The sequence below is a fragment of the Luteibacter sp. genome, assembly GCF_036500425.1.
GTDB lineage: Bacteria > Pseudomonadota > Gammaproteobacteria > Xanthomonadales > Rhodanobacteraceae > Luteibacter.
Map to the genome: position 1 here is coordinate 1 of NZ_DASYCB010000010.1, position 25,767 is coordinate 25,767.

The following is a 25,767-nucleotide window of genomic DNA, read 5'->3' on the forward strand; positions in this document are numbered from 1 at the left end:
GCGCTTGCGCGCGATGGGTGCTCGCGACAAGCCTCATCGCGCGCAAGCGCGCTCCTACAACAGCCGGGTTATTTGCGTTTCATCAGGCCGTTGGTGAACAGGTAGGCAGCGGTCTGGTAATAGGTGATCGCGTCCTTCGCGTTCTGGTCGTCGTAGCTGGCCACCGGCGCGGCATCACCCGTCACCTCCTGCGGCAACATTTCCTTCACTGGCTGGCGCGGTACCAGCGAGGCAAGCATGCCCCCATGCAGGTAGCCCAGTTCCTGGTAAGTGCTCAGGAACGCGCGCTCGCGCCCGGGCTCCAGCTTGAACAGGTCGTAGCCGTAGAAGCGCGACGTGTAACTGAAATTGAGCATGCCCAACAGTGTCGGCGGGATATCGATCTGGCTCATCAGGCGATCGACGCGGCCCGGCGCCACATGTTTCGGCGAATAGATATAGAGCGGGATGTGGTACCGGTCCACGGGCAGGCTGGTCTTGCCGGCGCTGGTCGCGCAGTGATCCGCCGTGATCACGAAAATCGTGTCGTCGAACCAGGGCTTGGTCGCAGCGCGCTTCAGGAAATCGGCGATCGCCCAATCGGTGTACTGCACGGCCGCACGGCGTGAGCCCTGCGGCAACGGCACACGGCCCGCCGGGAAGGTAAACGGCCGGTGGTTGGAGGTGGTCATCACGTGGCCGAAGTACGGCTCGCCCTTCGCATAGGCATCGTCCATGCGCTTCATGACCAGGGTGAACAGATCCTCATCCGCCACGCCCCAGACGTTTTCCGCGTGGATGTCCTTGTCGGCGATCGCCTCGCGATCCACGGCCTCGTAGCCGTTGGTCGAGAAGAAGTGGTTCATGTTGTCGAAGTAGCCGTAGCCACCGTACAGGAACTCCGACTTGTAGCCCTTCGCATTGAACACATCGGCCAGCGACCACAGACCTTCGTTACCCGGGCGCTTCACGATGGATTCGCCGGGCGTCGGCGGTACCGACAATGCCAGCGCCTCCAGGCCGCGCACCGTGCGCGTGCCGTTGGCGTAAAGCTCGGTGAAGAACAGGCTCTTCGAGGCCAGCGCGTCCAGGTTAGGCATCAGGTGCTTGTGCTTGCTGACTGAAAGGCCCTCGACATAATCACCCGAGAGGCTCTCCACGCTGATCAGCACGACATTGAGCTTCTTTTCCGGCCCCACGTTATCGATGCGCCGGGTGATGTCCATCGGGTCGGTGCTGGTGAAGGTCGCATCGGGCGTCTTCAGTAGCGTGCGTAGCTCGCCGAAGGCCTGGTCCTTCGGCAGGGACGGGTAGTACTTGGCGTAATCGAGCTCGTTCTGACGGAAGGCCGCGAAGAACTCGTAGGTGCCATCACCGGCCAGCTCATTCATGTACTGGTTGCGCTGACCGTCCCTCATCGACGCATCCACCGCGAAGCTGACCGCGACCGTCGCCACCAGCCAGCCGAGCACCACGGCGCTACGGCCGGCGAAGCGCGAACCATCGTCACCCAGCGCCAGCTTGCGCCGGCTGAGCCAGACGATGCCTACCGCGAGCAGGGCGATAAGGGTGATCCAGGTACCGATCGGGTACGACTCCTGGATGTTGCCCACGACCTCGTGCGTATAGACGAGGTAATCCACGGCGATGAAGTTGAAGCGCGCGCTGAACTCGCCCCAGAACACCAGTTCGGCCACCGCAACGAACAGCGTGGCGAACGAGAGCACCCAGGCGAAGCCGAGGAAGATCCGTCGCCCCCAGGACGACATGGCTGCCCGGCGCGGCAGCAGCCACAAGACCAGCAACAGGGGCCAGGCCATGTAGATGAACGTGACCAGGTCGTAGGCCAGGCCGACGCCGAAGACGTAAAGCCACGCACCTGCCGTGTGCGGGACATCCTTGCCGGTCTTGATGAGGAGGATCAGCCGGACCAGGAAGGCGACGGCGAGGAACAACACGCCGTACCAGGCCAGGGGCCGGAAGCGCTGGCGCAGCGCTGGAAACGCAGATTGCATGGTGCCTCGCGACGAAACCAGCCGGCGGCATGGCCAGCTTTGTCGTAAAAGCGTAAGAACCCGCGCTTACGGGTCCCTTTCCCGAACCTTAGCGCCAGCTTTCAATGTCACGATGCGCGTTGCCGGCAACACATCTCCCTGCCGCCACGGCGCGCTCTGTGGCACCCTACACGACCTTACGAGCCAGATCTGGAGCCGCGGCACCGTGGAGCACGAATCAAGCACGGAGCCGTTGCCTAACCTCCCCCCACCGGGCAAGCGCGCGCTTTACGCCACCCTGCTGCGCAGGGTGGGCGGTCCGCTGCTATCGGTAGCCCTGCTGTGCCTGGCCTTGTGGGCGCTGCACCTCATGGCCAGCGAGGTCACTTACCGGCAGATCGGCGCCTACGTCCATAGCCTGCCGAACGCGGATATCGGCCTGGCGGTGCTGTTGACCGCCGCGGGTTTCGCCGTCATGACCCTGTATGACTGGTTCGGCCTGGCCAGCGTCGGCAAGCGCCTACCGCCCAAGCGGGTCGGCCTGATCTCGTTCATCAGCTACGCTTTCTCGAACGCGCTAGGCATGTCCCTGCTGGTCTCGGGATCGATCCGCTACCGCTTCTATATCCAGGCTGGCCTCACCACGGGCGAGATCGCCCGCGTGGTGCTCTACACCACGCTGAGTTTCTGGCTGGGCCTGGCAGCGCTGACCGGTGCGACGCTGCTGTTCGTCCCGATCCCGCCGGAAGTGCCCCTTTCCCAGTTCCGCATCCCGCTGGCCATCGTGCTTACCGCGGTGCCGCTGGCGTGGTTCGCCATCGCCGCTTTCGTGCGCCGCCCGATCCGGGTCTGGCGCTGGGCGATCACCTCGCCCACCCCCGACATGGCCGCACGGCAGATCCTGGTGGGCGCACTGGACTGGGGCCTGGCCGCCGGCGTGCTCTATGTACTGATGCCCGAAGCCATCGTCGGCGGGTTTGGCCATTTCCTGGCCATCTTCGTGGTGGCCCAGATGGCTGGCCTGATCAGCCATGTCCCGGGCGGCCTGGGCGTGTTCGAGGCGGTGATGCTGGCGGGGTTCGGTGCCACCGGCAACCACGGTCTCGAAGCCCCGATCCTTGGTTCACTGGCGGCTTATCGCGCCGTGTACTACCTGCTGCCCCTGTGCATGGCCACCGTCATGGTGATCGTCCGCGAGTTGCGCGCCCTGCGCCACGCCGCCCTGATCACCCCCTGGTTCGCCGGGCTGTTGCCGCCGTTCTTCGCCGGACTGACCCTTGTTTGCGGCGCGGTGCTGCTGTTCTCAGGCGCGACGCTGGCGATCCCCGGGCGCATGGAGATCCTGCGCGGCTTCGTACCGCTACCGCTCGTGGAGGTCTCGCACTTCCTCTCCAGCGTGGTGGGCATGCTTCTGCTGATTCTTTCGCGCGGCCTGCAGCGTCGCCTCGATGCGGCGTACTGGCTCACCCTGGTCCTGCTGATCCTCGGCGCCGTGCTCTCGATGCTCAAGGGCATCGACTACGAAGAGGCCACCCTGCTTACCCTGCTCGCACTCGCGCTCGCGCCAGCCCACCGCCACTTCTACCGCCGCGCCTCGCTGTTCCGCGCGACGTTCTCACCCGGCTGGGTCATCGCGATCGCCGCCGTCTTCGCCTGTGCGACCTGGCTGGTCTTTTTCAGCTTCAAGCACGTCGAATACAGCAACAACCTGTGGTGGGAATTCAGCTTCCGCCACGGCGGCGCGCCGCGCGCATTGCGTGCACTGGTCGGCGCCGCGGCGGTGGTCATGCTATTTGCGCTGGCCAACCTCATCCGCCCTGCACGCGCACGGCTGAGCAGGCCAGATGATGCGGAACTCAGCCGCGCCATGCCCTTGCTGAAGCAGTTCAGTTCGGCCCAGGCGCACCTGGCCCTGGTCGCCGACAAGACCTTGATGTTCGCGCCCGATGACCGTGCGTTCATCATGTACGACATCGAGGGGCGCAGTTGGGTCGCCATGGGCGATCCCGTCGGTGAGGACGAGGAGGCACGTCGTGAGCTCGTCTGGCGTTTTCGCGAGGAATGCGAGCGTGCGGGTGGCTGGCCGCTGTTCTACCAGGTCCGCCCGGAAGACCTCGACCTGTACCTCGAAGTCGGCATGAACCTGCTGAAGATCGGTGAGGAAGCCCGGGTCCGCCTGGAAACCTTCAACCTCGATGGCAAATCCAAGAAGACCCTGCGCGGTACGGTGAACAAGCTCGCGCGCGACGGCTTGCGCCTTGAAATCATTCCGATCGAAGACGTGCCAGCGTTCCTGCCACGGCTTAAACTGGTCTCCGATGCATGGATGCGCGACAAGAAGGTCCGCGAAAAGCGCTTTTCGCTGGGCCTGTGGGATGAAACGTATCTCTCACGCACGCCCATGGCGGTGATCTGGCAGGGCGAAGAGCTCGTCGCGTTCGCCAACATGTTCCTTACCGAGTCGAAGGAAGAAGCTTCCGTCGATCTTATGCGCCACCTGCCCGAAGGCCCTGCCGGCATCATGGATTTCCTGTTCATCGAGCTGATGACGTGGGCGAAAGCCAACGGCTATCGCTGGTTCAACCTTGGCATGGCCCCGTTGTCGGGCCTGCAGAATCGCCGTACCGCGCCGTTGTGGAGCCGTTTCGGTGCCATGGTCTTCGGCCGCGGCGAGCGCTTCTATAACTTCCGCGGTCTGCACCGTTATAAAGACAAGTTCGACCCGGAGTGGGAGCCGCGCTACATCGCCGTCCCCGGCGGCATCGCGCTGCCACTTGCCCTCGCCAACGTGGCCAGCCTTATCTCCGGTGGCCTGGGCGGGGTGGTCCGTCGGTGAGGAAGCTCTTCCGTAACCTCATCCTCGCGCTCATCGCGCTGCTTCTCGCCGGTCTGCTGGCCTGGCACCCATGGAGCCGTGCCTCGCTGGAAAGCGCGACCGTCGAGTTGCCTGCCCTGAAGGCCCCGCCCACCGGCGAGGAAGACCTGATGGTCGTCATCTATTCCGGCGATGGTGGCTGGTGGGATCTCGACCAGCGCCTGGGCGCGGTGTTCACCCAGCGCGGTATCCCGGTCGTGGGCCTCAGCACTTTCAAATACTTCTGGCGTTACCGCGATCCCGTAACCTCGGCGCACGATCTCGATCGCTTGCTCGATATGTATACGAAACAATGGGGCAAGACCCGGATCCTGCTCGTGGGCTACTCCTTTGGCGCCGACGTGCTTCCGAGCCTGGTGGGCAAGCTACGCCCGGATAACCGTGACCGGCTTTCCCAGCTGGTGTTGCTATCGGCCAGCCGGGACGTGAACTTCGAGATCGAACTCGAGGGCTATATGCAGCAGGGCTGGTGGACGACGCACACCCACAACCTCCTGCAATGGCTGAATCCGGTCGTTCACTACGATGCCATGCCGCCGATCGCAGCCTTGGGTGGAAAGCCGCCCATGGCCTGCTATTACGGCATCGAGGATGGCGAAGACAGCGGCTGCACGGACCCGAAGCTACCGACGTTCGTTACGGTGTACAAAAAACCGGGCTCTCATCACTTTGATGAAAACTATGAACAGCTCGCCACGGAGCTGATTTCGCGCATGCCGCCGAAGACTTTGTCGCCCAAGGCCTCCACGCCGCCTTAACGTGGGTTAGCCGATTCGGAACGGCAGTGGCTGTCACTGAATGTTCACGTCGGTGCCACCGAAATTTTCGCCTGGCGCGCTCACTCTGCAGGTTCGGGCGGGACTAGCAGGAGACGCGCCATGCAAAGAGATCCGGGAAAACGCGATTACGGCACGGCGGATTGTGCAGCGCTACGTTCGCTGGCCAGCCGCGGCCTGCCCGTGCCTCTGCAACAGGCCCGCCCAGCACCTCGCCCGACCACGCATCCCCGGCCGGCGCCAGCGCGCCCGCAGCGCGATACGCGTACGCCTGCCTGAACGGCAGGCTGCGATAAAGGGCCGAAGAGCAAATCAGGCCCATTTTTAAGAATCCTCCTATATCCCTGGCGGATCGCCGTAAGTAAGACTTAGCGCGTCGCCGATGACCGATCCGACGGCAGGATGCCGTCCGTCCCTAGCGCCAGGATCGATCCCCCCCTTCATCGGCGATAGCGCCGCGCCGGCTTAGCCGGGCCGCGTGTAGGTGGTTATATGCCATCAGACCCAGGGACGGTCATCATGGCCCTCCGCGTGAGCGCGAGGGCCATGTCTTACACGCGGGATCGGACGTCGCTCGTTGACTGAGCTTCCCGATCCAGTAACATCTCAAACATGAGGCTCCCTAGCCGATGGGAGGAGCCGCCCACCCGTTTCGACGGGTCCAGCAATCGCTGGGTAAGAGGAATCGGTCCCGCTTCACGTGTTGTCAAAGAGACCCCTTACGGGGTCTTTTTGTTGCCTTTAGGTTTCGTGGGAATAGCACCCACTTTCTCGGCGCATAACATGGCGAATGGTTTGGCGTGTCGTCGACTGGCCGCTGTCGGGTGGTCTTTCACGTAGGCGCTCTGTACGTACATGACCAGACGGGGCTCGCCGGAAGGGCGGTAGAGATCAAAGTAGACCTGGTAGTACTCGCTGCTTCCTTCCAATGTCGTATGTTCGTAAACCATATAGTTGTGAGCGCTCGCTACGTAGCACCTCGCGTTCTCTTCGGTCAGCCCCTTTATCAAAGTGCGAAGCCGAAACGATCGGATGTATCGACCAGGATTAAAACGGCGCAGTCTGCCGCCCGAGTCGACCCACGACGAAGCGTCTGCCCGAGGGTTGTCTGACGAATGCAGTTCGGTACTTTCGGTCACGACATGGCAGTCGAACACGACCCGGATGGGAATTCGCAGCGCAGGCAAATGGCCGCGAGGCGGGCGCGACAACGTCATGTCGAAATCAAGTAAATGATCAAACGCGTACCTCGTGCCATTGATGACACGAGGCTCCCATTTTTCCCACCGACGAGCATCGCGCCAGCGCACCTTCGGGACAAACATCCATGACCTGCCTATCGCTTCTACCCGACAATCCCGGGTGGGCTTCCACGTTAGGTGCCGTCTCAGGCATCGTCTGCAAGGCAAATCCGCCAGGTAGGATCAGGTTATGGGCTGTCTTCCCCTTCCGATTTTCATGCTTCTTGGGTGCGGGATTGGCTGGCTTGTCGGCGAGAAGGCCGGCGCGACCTATGGCGCAGGCATGGGGTTGCTTATTGGCCTCGTCTTGACCGTGCTGTTGTTTCGCGCCATGCGGCGGAACAACCGCTAGCGCTTACTGCGCGCGACCGAAGAAGACCGAAACACCCAGGCCCGCGACGACAGAGGGCCCATGTTGTCCAATACGATGCAGCGCGTAAGCATCGACCTGCGCGTGGTCGCCGATAGCGTAGGCAATGCCACCGCCAGCCTGCAGTTCGTTGCCATCATCGGCATCGTGGATCGCATCGGCTTCCACATACGCCATCCAGTTCTCACCGATCTTGCGGCCGAACGTGGGCGCGAGCGTCCAGGTGTTGCGGCCTTTGAGGCGATCCACGTTGGCGTACAACGTGTTCTGGGTTGCATCGCTGGGCTTCCACTGCATCGTGGTGCCGAGGCTGTATTGCTTTGCGCCGTTGCCGAAATCCTCATCGCCATTCGCGAAGGTGACCTCGCCGAGGGCGGCCCAGCTGAAGGCGCCATCCGCGTGGGCGCCGGCCGGTGCGTATTTCATCGCGACGCTGGTGTCGCCGTGGCCGACCGCGTGGCGACGTGAGCCCTGGCCGCGTTCTTCAAGGCGGTTCCAGGCCGAGCCGCCGATCTGTAATTCCAAGGGACCACCGGTGCCGATGCGGATGAGGCTGTCGGCGGTATAGGTGCGGTCGAGGAAGCCATCGTCGCGCTGGCGCTCGTAGGTCGGCAGGCCTTGTTCAAGCGCGACCGTGCCCGCGGGCAACACGCTGGTGGCAAAGCCGGCGCCGGGGCGATCGAAGTCCGGCGGATCGGCCAGGGCGATGGCGGGCGCGAAAAGGAAGGTGGCGGCGATGGCGGGGCGCAGGTTCATGCGGCGCATTGTGACAAGCAGCCGCGTCGGCGTCGCGCGAAGATCGCGGTGCTCTTGTAGGAGCGCGCTTGCGCGCGATGGGCGTGCGGCAAGATCTACCGCGCGCAAGCTCGCTCCTACATAGAGCGGGGTTAAGGGGCTTTGACTACCGGGTAGCTTTCGGGGAGGTCGAGTTTTACGTCGGCGGCGAAGTCTTCGGCTGAGCGGCCGAGTTTCAGCTGGTAGGTACCGGCGGCGATGCGCCAGCGCTTGCCGGCATCGTCCCAGCGGGCCAGGGCGAGGGGTTCCAGCGGGATGTCCACGCGGCGGCTGTCGCCGGGTTTCAGCGTGACCTTGGTCCAGCCGGCGAGACGGCGGGTGCCGCCTTCGGGGCCGGTGACGTACACCTGCGGTACGTCTGCACCCGTGGTCTTGCCCGTGTTCTTCACCAGCACATGCGCGACAACGCGGCCGGCGTTGTCCTTGCCGACTTCAAAGCCGCTGTAGTCGAACGAGGTGTAGGTGAGACCGTAGCCGAACGCGAACAATGGCTGGCGTTTGGTCTTCTCGTACCAGCGGTAACCGACGTCCGCGCCTTCGATGTTGTAATCGATGGTGTCGGCCGGCTTCTCCTTGCTGTTGAGGCCCGCGCCCTGGATCGTGGCGCGCGGGAGCTGCGACTCATCCTTCGGCCAGCTCAGCGGCAGGCGGCCACCCGGTGCCACTTCACCATAGAGCAGGCGGGCGATCGCTTCGCCGCCGCCCGAACCCGGGTACCAGGCCTGCATGACGGCGCCCGTCTGGTCCAGCCACGGCATCTTCACCGGGCCGTTGGTCTCGAGCACCACGATGGTCTTGGGATTCGCTTTGGTCACCGCGGCGACCAGCGCGTCCTGGTTATCCGGCAGCGACAGATCCGGCGTATCGAACGATTCCGCCGCCCACTTGGTGACGAAGACGACGGCGACATCGGCGCCTGCGGCGGCCTTGGCCGCCGTGACCGGATCGGTACCCGGATCGAACGAAACCTTGCTGGCGCGCTTGCCGATGAATGTGAGCGGCGCGGAGGCGTGGTATTTCACCGGGCCCGGCCAGCCGGTGGGCTCCAGGCCCGGTACCGGATCGCCAGCGACATCGCTCACCGCCGACGAGCCGCCGCCGGCGAGCACACCCTTGTCCGCGTGGCCGCCAATGATCGCGACCGACTGACCCTTGGCCAGCGGCAGCAGGGCGCCCTGGTTGCGCAGGAGCACCGCGCCGGCTTCCAGGGTTTGCCGGGCCACGACGCGGTCGGCCTCGTACGGCACCTTGGCGGCCTTCACCGGCACGGGGTTATCCATGACGCCGTGGACGAAGAAGCTGCGCAGGATGCGTTGGGCCATGTTGTCCAGGCGCGCCTTGCTGACCTCGCCCTTGGCGACGGCCTCGCGCAGCGGCTTGTCGAAGAAGACCTCGGCGTCGAAGACCTCACCCGCGGACTGCTGGTCGAGGCCGGCATTCGCCGCCTTGGCCGCGCTGTGCGCACCGCCCCAGTCGGACATCACCCAGCCCTTGAAGCCCCATTCCTTCTTGAGTACCTCGTTGAGCAGCCAGTCGTCCTCACCCGAGTATGTGCCGTTCACCCGGTTATAGGCGGACATGACCGAGCCCGGGTCGCCATGGGCGATGGCGAGCTGGAAGGCGAGCAGGTCCGATTCGCGCAGGGCGACGGGATCGATCTCCGAGCTGATGGTGTTGCGGCCGGATTCGATGTCGTTGGCCGCGAAGTGCTTCACGGTGGCCACGATCTTCTGCTCCTGCACGCCCTTCACCGTCGCGCCGACCATCAGGCCGGTCAGCACCGGGTCTTCGCCGGCGTATTCGAAGTTGCGGCCGTTGCGCGGGTCACGGGCCAGGTTCGCGCCGCCGGACAGGAGCACGTTGTAGCCCTTGCCACGCGCTTCGCCGCCGATCATGCGGCCACCCGCGTGTGCCACGGCCGGATCGAAGCTGGCCGCCGTCGCGAGGCCGGCGGGTAGCGACACTGCGCCCGCGTTGTCGACACCGGGACGGGTGACGCCGAGGCCGGCATCGGTCTCCTGGATCGCGGGCAGGCCGATACGCGGCATGGCGGGGATAAAGCCGGCGTTGCCCAGCGCTCCCTCAGGCTGCGGGTGCTTGTCGCTCTTCATGCCGAAGTCGGTGCGGATCAGGCGATATTTCTCATCGTCCGTCATCGCCGCGACCAGCAGCTCGGCGCGCTTGTCGGCCGAGAGCGAACGGTCCATCCACGGGTGCGCCGGCGGCGTAGCCGCGGCGGCCGCGCCAGCAAGGCCAGCGGTGATCGCGAAGGCGAGGGCGGTGCGGCGAGCGGTATCAACCATGTTCAAGCATCCTAAAGTGAACGTATCGGCCCAAGATGGTGCAGTAACGCTTTCATCGCAACCCGCGAGACGCTTCCGGTGTACCTTCGCTGCTTGTCGGCGGCGCCCTTCGCCCCCATCTATGTTGTTGAATGAATTCACAAACGTCGATGCCACTCAGCGCCTTCCATCCTGCCGTTTCCGCGTGGTTCGAAGCCACGTTCCCTGCGCCGACCGCGGCGCAGGTCGCGGCGTGGCCAGCCATCCGTTCCGGCCGGCATACCCTGGTCGCCGCGCCGACCGGCTCAGGCAAGACGCTCACCGCGTTCCTCTCTGCGATCGACGCATTGGTACGCGAAGGCGTGGACGAAGGTGGGCTCCGCGATCGCACCACCATACTGTACGTGTCGCCGCTCAAGGCCTTGTCGAACGACATCCGGATCAACCTCGAAGCACCGTTGGCCGGGATTCGCGAGGAGCTGCGCAAGCAAGGCCTGCCCGATGTCGAGATCCGCACCGCGGTACGCACGGGCGACACCCCGTCCGCCGACCGCGAGCGCATGCGCAAGCGGCCGCCGCACATCCTCGTCACCACACCGGAATCACTCTACGTCCTGCTCGGCTCCGAGTCAGGGCGCGCCATGCTACGCAACGTGCGCGAAGTGATCGTGGATGAAATCCACGCCGTGGCCGCCAGCAAACGCGGCAGCCACATGGCGGTATCGCTGGAGCGCCTGGAAGCGCTGGCCCAGCGACGGCTGGTGCGGATTGGCCTTTCCGCCACGCAAAAGCCCATCGAGAAAGTCGCCGCCTTCCTTACCGGTGGCGACGACTGCGCCATCGTGGATATCGGCCATGTGCGCGAGCGCGATCTCGCCCTGGAGGTACCCCCCGTCCCGCTGGAAGCGGTGATGTCGAACGACATGTGGGAGCTGGTCTACAACCGGCTCGGTAACCTGATCGAACAACACCGGACCACGCTGGTCTTCGTCAATACACGGCGCATGGCCGAACGGTTGTCGCGCCACCTGTCGGAACGCCTCGGCAAGGACGCCGTCACGGCGCACCATGGGAGTCTCTCGCGCGAACAGCGCCTCGATGCCGAGCAACGGCTCAAGGCGGGCTCGCTGCGCGCCCTGGTAGCCACGGCTTCGCTCGAGCTGGGCATCGATATCGGCGACGTCGACCTGGTCTGCCAGATCGCCTCGCCGCGCTCCATCGCGGCGTTCCTCCAGCGCGCCGGCCGCGCGGGCCATGCCGTCGGCGGCACACCCAAGGCGCGGCTGTTCCCAACCTCGCGCGACGACCTGGTCGAATGCGCGGCGCTACTCGATTGCGTGCGACGCGGCGAACTCGATGTGCTGATCATGCCGAACCAGCCACTGGATGTGCTGGCACAGCAAATCGTCGCGGAGGTGGCCTGCCAGGAATGGGACGAGGACGCACTGTACGACCTCATCCGCCGCGCCTATCCGTTCCGCGAACTCAAACGCGGGACGTTCGATGACGTGGTGCGCATGCTCGCCGATGGCTTCAGTACGCGGGTCGGTCCGCGCGGCTCGTACATCCACCGCGATGCGGTCAACAAGCGCCTGCGTGAACGGCGTGGCGCGCGGCTCACCGCCGTTACCTCCGGCGGCACGATCCCCGAGACCGGCGATTACAACGTGCTGCTCGAACCGCAATCCACGATCGTGGGTACGGTGAATGAAGACTTCGCCATCGAAAGCCTCGCCGGTGACGTGTTCCAGCTGGGCAACCGCTCGTATCGCATCCTGCGGGTCGAGATGGGGCGGCTGCGGGTCGAAGATGCGCAGGGCCAGCCCCCGAACATCCCGTTCTGGCTCGGCGAAGCACCCGGACGTACGGATGAACTCTCGATCGGCGTGGCGCGCTTGCGCTCGGATATCGCGGCGAAGTTCGACCAGGGGGGGCGCGATGCCGCGATGCGCTGGCTCATGGACGAACTGGGCATGCTGAAAGCCGCCGCCGAGCAGATCGTCGAGTATCTGTTCCGCGCCCGCGCGGCGCTGGGCACCTTGCCCACGCGCGATACGCTGGTGATGGAACGCTTCTTCGACGAATCTGGCGGCACCCAGCTCATCATCCACACGCCGTTCGGCAGCCGTATCAACAAGGCGTGGGGCCTGGCCCTGCGCAAACGCTTCTGTCGCAAGTTCAATTTCGAACTGCAGGCCGCCGCGACAGAGGACGCCATCATCCTGTCGCTCTCCACCAGCCACAGCTTCCCGCTGGAAGAAGTCTCACGCTACCTGCATTCCGCGAGTGCCGAGCATGTGCTCATCCAGGCCCTGCTCGATGCACCGTTGTTCGGTGTGCGCTGGCGCTGGAATGCCACCACCGCGCTGGCCCTGCCACGCTTCAGCGGCGGCAAGAAGGTCGCGCCGCAGCTGCAACGCATGAAGAGTGAAGACCTGCTTGCCACCGTCTTCCCCGACCAGGTCGCCTGCCTGGAGAACATCGTGGGTGAGCGCGAGGTCCCGGACCATCCATTGGTGAACCAGACGCTGGACGATTGTCTGCACGAAGCCATGGACACGGAAGGCTGGCTGGGCGTGTTGCGCGGCATGGAAGGCGGCAGCATCCGTGTCGTCGCGCGCGATCTCGCCACGCCGTCGCCCCTGGCGGCGGAAGTGCTCAGCGCCGCGCCCTACGCCTTCCTCGATGATGCGCCGCTGGAAGAGCGCCGCACGCAGGCGGTGCAGTCGCGCCGGTGGAACGAAGCGGAAAGCGCCGATGACCTCGGCCGCCTCGATGCGGACGCTATCGACTCGGTACGCGAAGAGGCGTGGCCCGAAGCGCGCAGCGCCGATGAAATGCACGAGGCGCTGATGATGTTGGGCGCGGTCACCCCGGAAGAGGCGCGCGACCATGGCTGGCTGAATCTGTTGCAGGCACTGGCCAAGGATGCCCGGGCCACGCTGTTCTGCGCGGGCGATGCCGCGCTATGGGTGGCGGCCGAACGCTTGCCCGCGTGGCAGGTGATCCATCCGGACGCTGCCATGCAGCCGGCCATCGCCGCACCGGCCGAGTACGCGGCACAGCCGTGGACGCGCGAAGCGGCATTGATCGATGTCGTCCGTGGTCGCCTGGGTGGCCTGGGTGTCGTCGAAGAACGCGACATTGCGCCGACTCTCGGCGTGGATGACGCCGACGTCGCGATCACGCTGGCCTCGCTCGAGAGCGAGGGCTACGTCATGCGTGGCCCGTTCTCGCCAGGCGCGACCGCCACGGAGTGGTGCGAGCGCCACCTGCTCGCGCGCATCCATCGCTACACGATCGGCCGGCTGCGTCGCGAGATCGAACCGGTCGCCCCGCGCGACTTCCTGCGCTTCCTGCTCGACTGGCAGCACGTCACCCATGCCACGCAGGTCGCCGGACCGGATGCGCTGGCGGGCGTCATCGGCCAGCTTGAAGGTTTCGAGGCTGCCGCCGGTGCCTGGGAATCCGAACTGCTGCCCTCCCGGGTCAACGATTACAGCATCGGCTGGCTCGACGATCTCTGCCGCGCGGGCCGTGTCGTGTGGAGCCGGCTACGCCTGGGAACCGGTAGCGGCGGCTCCGTGCGTGCCACGCCTATCGTGCTGCTGCCGCGCCGTCAGTTACCGGTGTGGTCGGCCGCCGCGCCCGCGCCATCCGACGAACTGAAGCTCTCGTCACGCGCCGAGGCGGTGGAAGAAGCCTTACGCGACGAGGGTGCGTTGTTCTTCGATGAGCTCGCATCGATCACGCGCTTGCTACGTACTGAACTTGAGGATGCCCTCGGCGAACTGGTCGCTGCCGGGCGCGTGACCGCGGATAGCTTCGCCGGCTTGCGTGCGCTGCTATTGCCTTCGGCAAAACGCAACAACGGCCGCGCGCGACGCGCGCGCCGGCATATGCTCAGTGGCATCGAGGATGCGGGTCGCTGGTCATTGGCGCGACGTTCGCGCGAAAAGCGCACCGATGCCGACGGTATGGAGCACATCGCGCGCACGCTGCTTCGTCGTTATGGCGTGGTGAGCTGGCGCATCCTGGAACGCGAAGCGGCGTGGCTGCCGGCATGGCGCGACCTGCGCCGCGTCTATCACCGGCTGGAGGCACGCGGCGAAATCCGCGGCGGGCGCTTCGTCGATGGCCTGGTGGGCGAGCAGTTCGCGTTGCCTGAAGCGTTGTCGGCGCTGCGGCAGATCCGGCATCGTGAGCATGATGACGAGATCGTGTGCATCGCTGGCACCGATCCGCTTAACCTTATCGGCGGCATCGTCGCTGGGACGAAGGTGCCTGCCAACATCGGCAACCGCATCGCCATTCGCAACGGGATACCGCTGGCCGCGATGGTGGCGGGGAAGTTTGTCGTGCTGGGTGAGGTTTCGGCGGAGGAAGAGCGGGAAGCACGGAGTGCGTTGCAGCGTCGTGCGGATATGCGCGTTTCCGCGTAACCGGTCGCGCGCAAGCGCGCTCCTACAGAGTGGCCGAAACCCTTGTAGGAGCGCGCTTGCGCGCGATGCTTTTACCGGAGCTGCACGTCGCCGATAACCCAGAACGTGGACGGGCCGGGCTTGCCGGTGACGACGATGCACAGGTCGTGCGTGCCTTCGCGCTTGGGCAGGATGCCATCGAGCGTGGCTGGGCCACCCTTCGCCTTCGCCAGCGGGATCGTGGTGAGCTTCGGGCCGTCGCAGGTGTCCTGGTGGATCTCGATCTCGCCATCGCGCGACTTCGCCTTGCGCGAGACGATATGGGCGGCGTCCTTCCACAGCGCGTAGTTGTAGGGGAGGCGATTCACGCTGATCGCAACGCCGTAGCGGCCATCCAGCTTCACCCCCTTCCACATCCAGCACGTATCCATGATGTCCACCTTGTAGACCGGGCGGACGCCATCGATCAGCGTAGGCGATTCCACGCGTACCGGCAGCTTGTCGTTGCACGTGGCGAGCTGGTCGCTGTTACGTCGCAGCAGTGACTTCGCATCGATCGTGGCGGCGCGCGGACCGGACACGCCGAACCCATTGACGAAGGTAATGGCCTGCACGGTGCTCGGCAGCGCAACATCGAACGGCGCGGTGTATTCCGGTGATTGTGCCGTGGGCGGCGTGCCATCGGTCGAGTAACGGATCTTGCCGAAGCCGGTCTGGCTGCTCAGCGTGACCGTGGCCTTGTCGGCGCCAGCCGGCTTCGCATCGATCGCGACGGCGAACGCGCTGTCGGCCGGCATGATGCCCGCGGCGCGGTAACGCGCGAACTGTGCCGGCAGACGGGTAAGGAAGCCATTCCAGTCCGGTATCGGCGTCCAGGTGCGTTCCGCGACCGCGGCGATGCGTGGGAACAGGGCGTGCTGCACGCGCTGCCAGTTCGGCTGGTATTCGGTGAACAGGGTGAGCTGCTCGCCCAGCACATGGCTGGCCTTGTCGGCCGGGATACCTTCCGGCACCGGCTCGAACGTATAGACGCTCTCGAGCGACTGGATGTTCGGGCGACCCGCGGGCTCATCCGGCAGACTCGACTGCAGGTAGTCCATATAGAGGTTCGGCGAAGGCGCCATCACCACGTCATGGCCCGCGTTGGCGGCCTTGATCGCGCCCTTCGTGCCACGCCAGGACATGACCGTCGCACTGGCCGGCACCTTGCCATCCAGGATCTCGTCCCAGCCAATCAGGCGACGGTGATGCTGCTCGAGATACTCGCCGATGCGGGCGACGAACCAGCCCTGCATCTTCTCTTCGTCATCGATGCCCAGCGACTTCATCTTCGCCTGCACCTTGGGCGAATGCTCCCACTCATCCTTGGCGGCTTCATCACCACCGACGTGGATGTACGTAGAGGGAAAGACCTCCATGACCTCGTCGAGCACATCCTCAAGGAAGGTGAAGGTGCCATCGTCGACATTGAACAGGGCGGTGTTGACGCCCCAGTCCGCTGAAACCGTGTGTTTCTTGCCCGCACCAAACTGCGGATACGCGGCCACCGCCGCCTGGGCGTGGCCCGGCATTTCGATCTCCGGCACCACGGTGATGTGCCGCTCGGCGGCATAGGCCACGATCTGCTTCGCTTCTTCCTTGGTGTAGAAGCCGCAATAGGGCTTGTCCGCACCCCCCGTAAGGGCGATATCCGGCCCCACTGGCGTGCGGCACGAGGCGACGTCCGTCAGCTTGGGGTACTTCTCGATCTGCAGGCGCCAGCCCTGGTCATCAGTGAGATGCCAGTGGAAGGTGTTGAGCTTGTGCATGGCCATCTGGTCGAGCAAGTGTTCGATCTCGCTGACTGACTGGAAATGACGGCTCGAATCGAGCATGAGGCCACGCCATTCAAAGCGCGGCTTGTCGACGATATGGACACCCGGAAGGCCGTTCTGGGCGGCCGGGTCGGTAGCGAGTTGCCACAGGGTGACCGCGCCATAGAACAGGCCGGTTTCATCATTGGCGGCGATCCGCACGCCCTTGTCATCCACGTCGAGCGTGTAGGCCTCTATGCCCTTCACCGAGGCTTCGGTGTGCAGCCAGATCGTATCCGATCCAGCCTTGCCCTCGACGATAGGCAGGGTGAGGCCACGCGCCTGGCGCAGCCAGCTTTGGAGTTGGGTGGCCACCTTCTTCGCCTGGGTGTCGCCGGCGGCGGTGGCGATCTTCGTGGTCGCACCGAGGTGGAAGCGGCCCGGGATGCGGGCCACCTGGGCAGGCATCGGGATCAGCGAGAGCGGCGTCGTATCGACGGGAGCGGTGTTCTGCCTCGGCTGGCTGGCACAGGCGGCAAGGCCCGTGGCCATGGCGAGAAGGAGGATACGGCGCATCAAGGACTCCATCGTTTCTAACGCGAGGGGTCGATTGTGTCCGTAAAGACCCGGCAAAAAAAGCGGGCCCGGCAAGTTGATCGACGGGCCCGAGGGGAATTGGAGCTTCGAGGGTTATGTGCGGCCATCCGTGGCCGCCAAGCCATGACGCTAACGCTTAGAGGTCGAAATGCACCGAAGCCATGTAGCGGCGGCCGGTCGTGTACTTCGCCACCGGCATCGAGGTGACGGTGAGGTACTGCTTGTATTCCTCGTTCGTCAGGTTCATGCCCGAGAGGGTGAACGAGACGTTCTTGTTGAGCTTGTAGCCGAGGGTCGCACCCAGGTCGCCGTAATCGGCCGTGGTGGCCGGCGGCGCACCGGCGATGTAACCGCCGGCAAGGTACTTGCTGCGCCAGTTGTACGTGACACGGGCACTGAACGGACCCATCTCGTAGTACGGGCTGATCGAGTAGGCGTTCTGCGAGTTGTACGGCAGGGCGCCACCGGAATCGAGCGTGCCCTTGGCATACGTGTAGCTCGCGGTCGCGCCGAAGCCGGTATCCCAGAACGCCTGCTGGTAGCTGATGGTGCCGCCACGGACCTTGCCCGAACCGGTGTTGCGCGGACGGCTGATCGAGTACTGGCAGAAACCATCCGGGGTGCACAGGCCCTGTGCCACCTGGCGGGCAAACGTCGTCGGGTCATTCACCAGGCCCGAGTTGAACTGGGTTTCATTGGCCGAATCGACGACGGTGTAGTTGTCGATCTGCTTGAGGAAGCCCGTCAGCGCCAGGTACGACTGCGGCGCGAAGTACCACTCACCGGAAACCGAGTAGTTCTTCGAGCTGTAGTCCTTGAGGTTCGGGTTACCACCCGAGCCGGTCAGCACCGAGTCGTTGAGGAACAGGTTGTTGACCTGCATGTTGTACGGCGGACGTGCGATCACCTTGGCGGCAGCCGCGCGCAGGATGATGTCATCGGTCAGGTCGTAGGCCACGTTCAGGCTGGGCAGCCAGTTCTTCGTCGTGCGCGACGAGGTCTGCCACGAACCGGCGGGTGCCGGCAGCACCGGGGCGCCGCTGTAGTTGAAGCCGGTACCGTCGGTCTTCGTATCCACGTAGCGGAAGCCGAAGTTGCCGTGGAAACCACCACCGGCGAAGTTCGCCTGGATGTACGCGGCATTGGTCTTCTCGACCAGCTTGTACGTGCCGTTGAGGTACGTACCCGGGTCTTCATTACCGCCGTTGGTGTTGCGCACCCAGTTGTACTGGGCCTCCTTGTCCGGCATGACATGGCTCGCCGAACCATCGAGGCCATTCAGCGCATCGAGCGTATCGGTGTAACCGCCGAAGCCGAGGTCGGCAAGGTTGGTCGGCGCGTTGCCGCCATACACATGCGCGTTCATGCCTTCTTCGTGACGGTTCCAGCGGTAACCTACGGCCACTTCGTTGATGAACGAATCGAAGAACTTCGAGAAGTCCAGCTGCGCGTAGGTATCACGCGAGTGCGCCGAGTACGAACCGTAGTTGCCGGGCCAGCCGCCCAGGCCATCCACGTCACCCATGTGCCAGTTGGCCGGGTCGCGGGCGGCGGCGGGGCTGTCGAAGTTGAAGCCCTTGTTGATATCCCAGGTGTAACCACCGGCGTACACCGGCTCCATCACGGCCTGGGAAATGTTGTTGTTGATCGCCTTGCTGTAACCAGCCGCGCCAGCCAGCTGCCAGCCGTCACCGTGGAAGGTCGACTTCAGGTCGTGGGCCACCGTGCGCACCACCGACTTGCGGATGTTGCTATCGAACGTGCCCTGCGCGATCGCCGGGCAGGTCGGGTCGTCGTTACCGCAGACATGACCACCGGTGACCACGCCGTTCGGGCCCTGGTTGAAGCTGGTCACGTTACCCGGCGTCGCGCCGGTGAACGGGTACAGCGACTGGTTCCAGTTATCGAAATTCTCGCGAACGAACAGGTTGTTGAAGTCGATATCCCAGTTGTCCGTCGGGCGGAGCTGGAACCCAAGGGTCGCGGTATCGCGCTTACGCTTCTGCTGGAACCATGCCGAGTTGACCTCATCGGGCACCTTGGCGTTCGGGTCAAGCGAGCCGTTGGCGATGCCAGCGGCCACGGCCGGGCTCGCGGCCCACTTGGAGACCGGGCTGTAGCTGAAGATTTCAAAGCCCTGGCGGTCGATCTTTTCCTCGTAATGCTGCAGCGAGGTGATGACGCCGAAGGTGCTGGATGCGTTCTTCCAGCTATACAGGGCCGAACCGTTCGGGCGGGTGCCAGCAGTGCCCTGGTCGTTGTAGTTCAGGCCAAACGAACCACGGATCGTGTTCGCCGGCAGGTCGAGCGGCTGCAGGGTATGCAGCAGCACGGTACCGCCGAGGCTGCCTTCGGTCAGGCGAGCTTCGGGCGACTTGTAGACTTCCAGGCGGCCGACGATTTCCGGCGCGAGCATGGTGAAGTCGAAACCGCGATTCGGCTGGGCGCCGTACTGCCACGGCGTCTGCGACACCGGCTGGCCGTTAAGGAAGGTCAGGTTGAGGCTGGGATCGGTGCCGTCGATCGACACACGGTCGCCCTGGCCGAACTGACGATCGATCGTGACGCCCGGGATCTGCGTCATCGCCTCGGCGACGTTGGTATTCGGGAACTTGCCAATGTCTTCGGCCGTGACGGCTTCGACAATGGCATCGGCATTGCGCTTGGTATCGAGCGACTTCTCGAGACTGGCGCGGATGCCGGTGACGGTGATGCCCTCGAGCTGGGCCGCCTTGGCGGCGTCAGCTTTTTGCTGGGCGGTCTGCGGGCGCGGCTGGTCCTGTGTCGACGCATCCTGCGCGGCGACGGTACCAGTGAGACAGCAGAGTCCGGCGATGATGCTCGCCGTGAGCAGGTTCCTACGATGCGACATGGTGTCCTCCCCTCAGAGGATGTAGCTACGGCGGGTTTCGCGACCACGCCTCGCTTTCGTTGCTATCGAAGGGCCTTTCGGCCCGGTGGTTTACTGAGCCTGCGTTCCTTTCCCGCTCTTCAATGAGCAGTCGAACCGTGCAGGTAGAGACCGGCGGCACCGATCACACCCAACTGTCCGTGGTCCATCAGACGTACCGGCACTTGCTGGAGAAAGGCGCGCATAACGCCCTTGTTGAAAAACCTGTCGGCGAAGCTGCTGGTGGCGAGGTACTCGCGGACCTGGGGCAGGATGCCGCCGGCCAGGAACACACCCCCGCGGGCCCCGTAAAGCAGGGCAAGGTCGCCCACGAAGCTGCCGAGCAGGCCGCAGAAGACATCCAGCGCCTCGACCGCGGCGGGATCGTTCCCGGCGAGGGCGGCGCTGGTGACAGCGGACGGTTCGGCGAGCGTCGCGGCGGTACCGCGCAGCGTCGAAATGGCTTGATAGAGGTTTACGAGACCGGGACCCGAAAGGGCGGCCTCGTAGGAAACGTAATCGCGGCTTTTCGCGAGCTCGGCCAGGATGGCGGCTTCGCGGCCGGTACCGGGAGCAAGCGAGATCTGGCCGGCTTCGGTCGGCAGCACGGTGGCATGCGGCTTGCCGGGCAGGAGCACGGCCGAGCCCAGGCCCGTGCCGGGGCCCATCACGAGGATCGGGCCGACGGACGGCGCCGCGGCGGTCTCTATGATCGCGGTGGTCTCGTGATCGCGCAGGAACTGGCACGCGTAGGCGACCGCTTCGAAATCGTTGACGACGCTCAGGCCGGCCAGATGCAGGCTCTCGCGGATATCGCCGATCGAGACCGGCCACGGCAGGTTCTCGTTGACGATGGCATCGCCCAGCACATACCCCGCGCTGGCCACCGCGCAATGCTGCACGGCGAACTGGCCTTCCAGGTGCCCGACGAAATCCTTGAGCACGGCGGTCAGGCTCGGCCAGTCGGCACAGGCGTAACGCTCGTAGCGCAGGACCTCGAACGTGCCACCGGCCAGTTCGGGACGGACCAGGCCGATGCGTGCGTGCGTACCGCCCACGTCGGCGGCGATGAACGCCTCCGACCGCGTCGTATGCACCGCTGCCCGCTTGTTCGCCTGCTCACCCACGCCTTGCCCCTTGTGTCCTTGCGAATGCCGTCACATTAAAGTTCCGTGACGTCCCCTCGTTTCGGCGCAGTCTGTGAGCCGTATGACAACGTTGTCAACAGGACAAATGGCTAGGACACCGGGGTTTCCGTCGTGCGCTGCAACAGGAAACGTTTACGACTCTCGCGGGGAAACCGCGAAACCCAGTGCGGCGGAGCCTCCGTTAGCCATCGAGGTCGAAGGATCAGGGGCTTGCGGCGGCGCGACATCGAAAGTCATCACGGGCCACCCTGGCCGCACCGGCCGCCCCATCGCGGATTGACAACGTTGCTCGCACGAGTCAATAAAGGGACAAAACCGCGGCATCAAACATCAGAAAGGGGAACACACCCATGTCGTCCACCACGGCCGCCGTCGGCGAGACGCGCCATTCGAGCGTCGGGCCGATGATCATCATCGGCATCCTGTTTTTCATCTTCGGCTTCGTCACCTGGCTTAATGGCCCGCTGATCACCTTCGTGAAGCTGGCCTTCAACCTGGACGATGTCGGCGCCTTCCTGGTGCCGAGCGCCTTCTACCTGTCTTACTTCTTCCTCGCGCTCCCGGCGTCGTTCATCCTGAAGAAGACCGGCATGAAGAAGGGCATGGGCCTGGGCCTGTTCGTCATGGCGATCGGCGCGGCCACCTTCGGCCAGTTCGTGACCATGCGCGTGTATCCCGGCGCGCTCACCGGCCTGTTCATCATCGGCGCCGGTCTTTCGCTGCTGCAGACCGCGTCGAATCCGTACATCTCGGTACTCGGCCCGATCGACAGCGCGGCCCAGCGCATCGCCTTCATGGGCATCTGTAACAAGATCGCCGGCGCGCTCGCCCCGTTCGTGTTCGGCTGGGTGGTGATGAGCAACATCGGCGGTTTCGACAAGCAGATCGCCGCGGCCGGTTCGGCAGAGGAGAAGGAAGCGCTGCTCAACGCCTTTGCCGCGAAGGTACACATGCCGTACCTCGCGATGGCCGGCCTGCTGGTCGTCCTGGCGATCTGGGTCGTACGCTCGTCGCTGCCGGAGATCCGCGCCACCACTGATAACTCCGAGCGCGCTATCGGCCATGCGAAGGGCGGTATCTTCAGCTTCCCGCACCTGTGGCTCGGCGTCCTCTGCCTGTTCGTCTATGTCGGCGTGGAAGTGATGGCCGGCGATGCGATCGGCACCTACGGCCAGGGTTTCGGCATGACCGCCGAGGACACCAAACACTTCACCTCGTACACCCTGTTCGCCATGCTGATCGGCTACGTCGCCGGCCTGGTCCTGATCCCCAAGGTGATCTCGCAGCACAAGTACCTGGCCCTCTCCGCGGTGCTCGGGGTGCTGTTCTCGATCGGCACGTATGTCACTACCGGATATACCTCGGTCGCCTTCGTCGCCGCGCTGGGCTTCGCCAACGCCATGATGTGGCCGGCGATCTTCCCGCTCGCGATCAAGGGCCTGGGCAGCCTGACCGAGTTCGGCTCGGCCTTGTTGATCATGGGCATCGCCGGCGGCGCGATCATCCCGCAGCTGTTTGCCCACCTGAAGCAGGGCCACGACTTCCAGCTCGTGTTCCTGGCGATCATGGTGCCGTGCTACCTGTACATCCTTTACTACGGCGCGGCAGGCCATAAGGTCGGCCAGCATACCAAGGGCTGATAACCCGTCTTCGCTCGGTGACGGCCATCCGCTAGGATGGCCGTCCTGCTATCGAGGGTCGTGAATGCGTAGCCCCACCATCAAGGACGTGGCCGAACGGGCCGGCGTGTCGCTGAAGACCGTCTCCCGTGTCATCAACCACGAACCCTCCGTGCACGCGCGCACCCGCGACAAGGTGCAGCGCGCCATCGAGGCACTGGATTACCAACCCGACCAGGCCGCGCGCAGCCTGCGTAGCTCGCGTACCTACGCGCTGGGGCTGGTCTACGACAACCCCAACGCCCATTACGTGATCGCCATGCAGAACGGGGTCCTTTCCGTCTGCCGTGAGCGCGGCTTCGGCCTGCAGATCCACCCGTGCGATTCCTCAGCCCCGCGGCTCGCCGAGCAGTTGGGCGACCTGGTCCGGCGCAACCGCCTGGCCGGGCTGGTGCTGTGCCCGCCCATGTCCGAGCGGCCTGGCTTGCTTGCCCTGCTTACCGAGCAGAACGTCCCGTTCGTGCGGATCATCTCCGCCCGGCAGGATCCGAAGGATGGCTGGCCCTGTGTCTTCGTGGATGACCGCGACGCGGCCTATGCCATCACCGAACACCTGATCCAGCTCGGTCACCACCGCATCGGTTTCCTCTGGGGCGGCAAGGAGCATCGTTCCAGCCCCGAGCGTTACCAGGGTTACGAGGATGCACTGCGCGAGTACGGTATCGAGGTCGACACCGCGCTGGTCGTCGAAGGCGATTACTCGTTCGACGATGGTTTCCGTGGTGCGCGCAAGCTGCTTGCGCTGCGCAATCCGCCGACGGCGATCTTCGGTTCGAACGATGAAATCGCGGCCGGTGTACTGGCCGCCGCGCGCTCTGGCGGTGTCGATGTGCCGTGGGAGCTGTCCATCGCCGGCTTCGAGGACAGCCCGTTCTCCAAGCAATCGTGGCCCGCCTTGACGACCTCCCGGCAGAACACCGAGGAAATCGGCCGCCACGCGGCGCAGCGCCTGATCGCCGAAATCGAACGCGATAACGACGCACCGCCCATCGACAACGAAGGCTTCAGCCCCGACCTCGTCGTACGCGGCTCCACGGCACCTCGCCGTTTGTAACCGAACGCTTTCCAGATCCCCTGTAGGAGCGCGCTTGCGCGCGATCGTTCTTGCCGCGAGCACCCATCGCGCGCAAGCGCGCTCCTACAGATGGATCCATGTGCCTCGGGCACGTCCTCTTAACGACGCGTTTGTTAATCTTCTCGGGATATCCACTGCGCGCGCCGCTTGCGTGTGCCTTTGAGGTGGGTATTTCGCGTGTCCCCCAGAGCGGACCGCGCCGAGCGCCGCGTTTCGCGTAGCGCATCCCTTATCCCCAGGACGGTCAGCCCCGGCCACGCTGTTGCGTGCCCGCACGTCCGCGAGAAACAGGAGCACGCACGATGCAGGAGACTGCCGGGCATGACGCCCATTTCGGATGGTTCACCCGCCGCCGCAAACATCTCAAGCCCGACGACCTCACCATCGTCGACGAGTCCATGCTGAAGCGCGCCGTGGGCGCCGCCGCGCTGGGCAACGCGATGGAGTGGTTCGACTTCGGCGTGTATGGCTACCTGGCGGTGACGCTCGGTCACGTGTTCTTCCCCGGCAGCAGCCCCACGGCACAGGTGATCGCGACCTTCGCCACGTTTACCGTTGCCTTCCTCGTCCGACCCATCGGCGGCATGGTGTTCGGCCCGCTCGGTGATCGCTTTGGGCGGCAGCGCGTGCTCGCCGCCACCATGATCATGATGGCGATGGGCACGTTCGCGATTGGTTTGATCCCGAGCTATGAGCGAATCGGCTTGTGGGCTCCGGCGCTGCTGTTGCTCGCACGCCTGCTGCAGGGCTTCTCCACCGGCGGCGAATACGGTGGCGCCGCTACCTTCATCGCCGAGTATTCAACCGATGCGCGCCGCGGGCAGATGGGGAGCTGGCTGGAGTTCGGTACGCTAGGCGGCTACATAGCCGGCGCGGGTCTCGTCACCGCGCTCAGCATGCTGCTGGGCAGTGAGGCGATGCTGTCGTGGGGCTGGCGTGTGCCCTTCCTGATCGCCGGCCCCCTGGGCCTGCTCGGCCTGTACATGCGAATGAAGCTGGAAGAGACACCCGCCTTCAAGGCGCATGCCGAAGCCATGGAGGCCACGGGCGAGACACCGCGCATCGGCCTGCTCGAACTGGTGTCCGTCCATGGTTCGCAGCTACTCAAATGCATCGGCCTGGTGCTCGTCTTCAACGTCACCGATTACATGTTGCTGACCTACATGCCGAGCTACCTCACGGTAACCCTCGGCTACAGCGAAGCCAAAGGCCTGCTGCTGATCCTGATCGTCATGCTGGTGATGATGCCGCTGAACGTCGTGGGCGGTCGTTTCAGTGATCGCTTCGGCCGCCGCCCCATGATTATCGGCGCCTGTGCAGCGATCTTCATGCTCGCGGTGCCATGCATGTTACTTATCGGCACGGGTAACGATGTATGGATTTTCACCGGCCTGATGTTGCTCGGCGTGGCGCTGGTGTGTTTCACCAGCACGATGCCCTCGACCCTGCCCGCGCTGTTCTACACCCCCGTGCGCTACAGCGCGCTGTCGATCGCGTTCAACGTCTCGGTATCCCTGTTCGGCGGCACCACGCCGCTGGTGACCGCGTGGCTGGTGGAGCGCACGGGTGATCCGCTGGTTCCCGCGTATTACCTGATGGGCGCAGCCGTGGTTGGCGTCATCACCATGCTGTTCGTCACTGAAACCGCCGGCCTCCCGCTACGTGGCTCGCCGCCCGCCGTGGCCGACCACGCGGAAGCCAAAGAGCTGCTAGCAAGCGATGCGCCGTTGACGGTCGACGAGGCGCTACCTCCGTTGCCTGAAGACGCGGCGCCTGATGCACGACTCGCCTGACCTGTAGGAGCGCGCTTGCGCGCGATGGGTGCTCGCGGCAAGACCCATCGCGCGCAAGC

General features: G+C 64.7%; 13 protein-coding genes. 6 read left to right on the forward strand and 7 right to left on the reverse strand.

The genetic code is table 11. The annotated features are described in order from the left end of the window. Positions 1 to 68: 68 nt before the first annotated feature. Entirely contained in the window at positions 69 to 1,994 is a 1,926-nt protein-coding gene (locus VGN46_RS02245; protein WP_331640171.1) for an LTA synthase family protein, read from the reverse strand. Positions 1,995 to 2,199: 205 nt separating this feature from the next. Here VGN46_RS02245 and mprF point away from each other — a divergent pair, with 205 nt between their 5' ends. Beyond that, a complete protein-coding gene (gene mprF, locus VGN46_RS02250; protein ID WP_331640173.1) occupies positions 2,200 to 4,809 on the forward strand; it encodes a bifunctional lysylphosphatidylglycerol flippase/synthetase MprF in 2,610 nt (869 codons plus the stop codon). Next, a complete protein-coding gene (locus VGN46_RS02255) occupies positions 4,806 to 5,606 on the forward strand; it encodes an AcvB/VirJ family lysyl-phosphatidylglycerol hydrolase (RefSeq protein ID WP_331640175.1) in 801 nt (266 codons plus the stop codon). The genes mprF and VGN46_RS02255 overlap by 4 nt, the downstream gene beginning before the upstream one ends. Before the next feature lie 737 nt (positions 5,607 to 6,343). On the opposite strand, the gene VGN46_RS02260 is transcribed toward VGN46_RS02255, so the two are convergent. The 3 genes from VGN46_RS02260 to VGN46_RS02270 all read right to left on the reverse strand — a co-directional run bounded on the left by VGN46_RS02260 (position 6,344) and on the right by VGN46_RS02270 (position 10,333). Continuing rightward, positions 6,344 to 6,949, reverse strand: coding sequence for a hypothetical protein (locus VGN46_RS02260; protein ID WP_331640177.1), 606 nt, complete (start codon positions 6,947 to 6,949; stop codon positions 6,344 to 6,346). 271 nt (positions 6,950 to 7,220) lie between these two features. Further along, positions 7,221 to 7,991 (reverse strand): transporter, encoded by a 771-nt coding sequence (locus VGN46_RS02265; protein WP_331640179.1) that lies wholly within the window; start codon positions 7,989 to 7,991, stop codon positions 7,221 to 7,223. 131 nt (positions 7,992 to 8,122) lie between these two features. Further along, complete coding sequence (locus tag VGN46_RS02270) at positions 8,123 to 10,333, reverse strand: glycoside hydrolase family 3 C-terminal domain-containing protein (RefSeq protein ID WP_331640181.1); 2,211 nt, start codon at positions 10,331 to 10,333, stop codon at positions 8,123 to 8,125. A gap of 149 nt (positions 10,334 to 10,482) precedes the next feature. On the opposite strand from VGN46_RS02270, the gene VGN46_RS02275 reads away from it, so the two are divergent. Beyond that, a complete protein-coding gene (locus VGN46_RS02275) occupies positions 10,483 to 14,754 on the forward strand; it encodes a DEAD/DEAH box helicase (protein WP_331640183.1) in 4,272 nt (1,423 codons plus the stop codon). 71 nt (positions 14,755 to 14,825) lie between these two features. Here the strand turns inward: VGN46_RS02275 and VGN46_RS02280 are convergent, their stop codons facing one another. From VGN46_RS02280 to glk, 3 genes are all read right to left on the reverse strand, one after another. Continuing rightward, entirely contained in the window at positions 14,826 to 17,102 is a 2,277-nt protein-coding gene (locus VGN46_RS02280) for a family 20 glycosylhydrolase (RefSeq protein ID WP_331640185.1), read from the reverse strand. Positions 17,103 to 17,259: 157 nt separating this feature from the next. Beyond that, positions 17,260 to 19,995: a TonB-dependent receptor gene (locus VGN46_RS02285; RefSeq protein ID WP_331640187.1), complete on the reverse strand. Its 2,736-nt coding sequence runs from the start codon at positions 19,993 to 19,995 to the stop codon at positions 17,260 to 17,262. A 119-nt stretch (positions 19,996 to 20,114) separates the two neighbouring features. Beyond that, positions 20,115 to 21,140 carry a glucokinase gene (gene glk / locus VGN46_RS02290; RefSeq protein WP_331640189.1) on the reverse strand — a complete coding sequence of 342 codons (1,026 nt, stop codon included), beginning with the start codon at positions 21,138 to 21,140 and terminating at the stop codon, positions 20,115 to 20,117. A 371-nt stretch (positions 21,141 to 21,511) separates the two neighbouring features. Here glk and VGN46_RS02295 point away from each other — a divergent pair, with 371 nt between their 5' ends. From VGN46_RS02295 to proP, 3 genes are all read left to right on the forward strand, one after another. Beyond that, on the forward strand, positions 21,512 to 22,801 hold the full coding sequence (locus VGN46_RS02295) for a sugar MFS transporter (RefSeq protein WP_331640192.1): 1,290 nt from the start codon (positions 21,512 to 21,514) through the stop codon (positions 22,799 to 22,801). Between the two features lie 64 nt (positions 22,802 to 22,865). Next, the gene (locus tag VGN46_RS02300) at positions 22,866 to 23,894 is read left to right on the forward strand and encodes a LacI family DNA-binding transcriptional regulator (RefSeq protein WP_331640195.1); all 1,029 of its coding nucleotides are present in this window, start codon (positions 22,866 to 22,868) and stop codon (positions 23,892 to 23,894) included. Positions 23,895 to 24,217: 323 nt separating this feature from the next. Beyond that, positions 24,218 to 25,708: a glycine betaine/L-proline transporter ProP gene (proP, locus tag VGN46_RS02305; protein WP_331640197.1), complete on the forward strand. Its 1,491-nt coding sequence runs from the start codon at positions 24,218 to 24,220 to the stop codon at positions 25,706 to 25,708. Positions 25,709 to 25,767 lie beyond the last annotated feature (59 nt).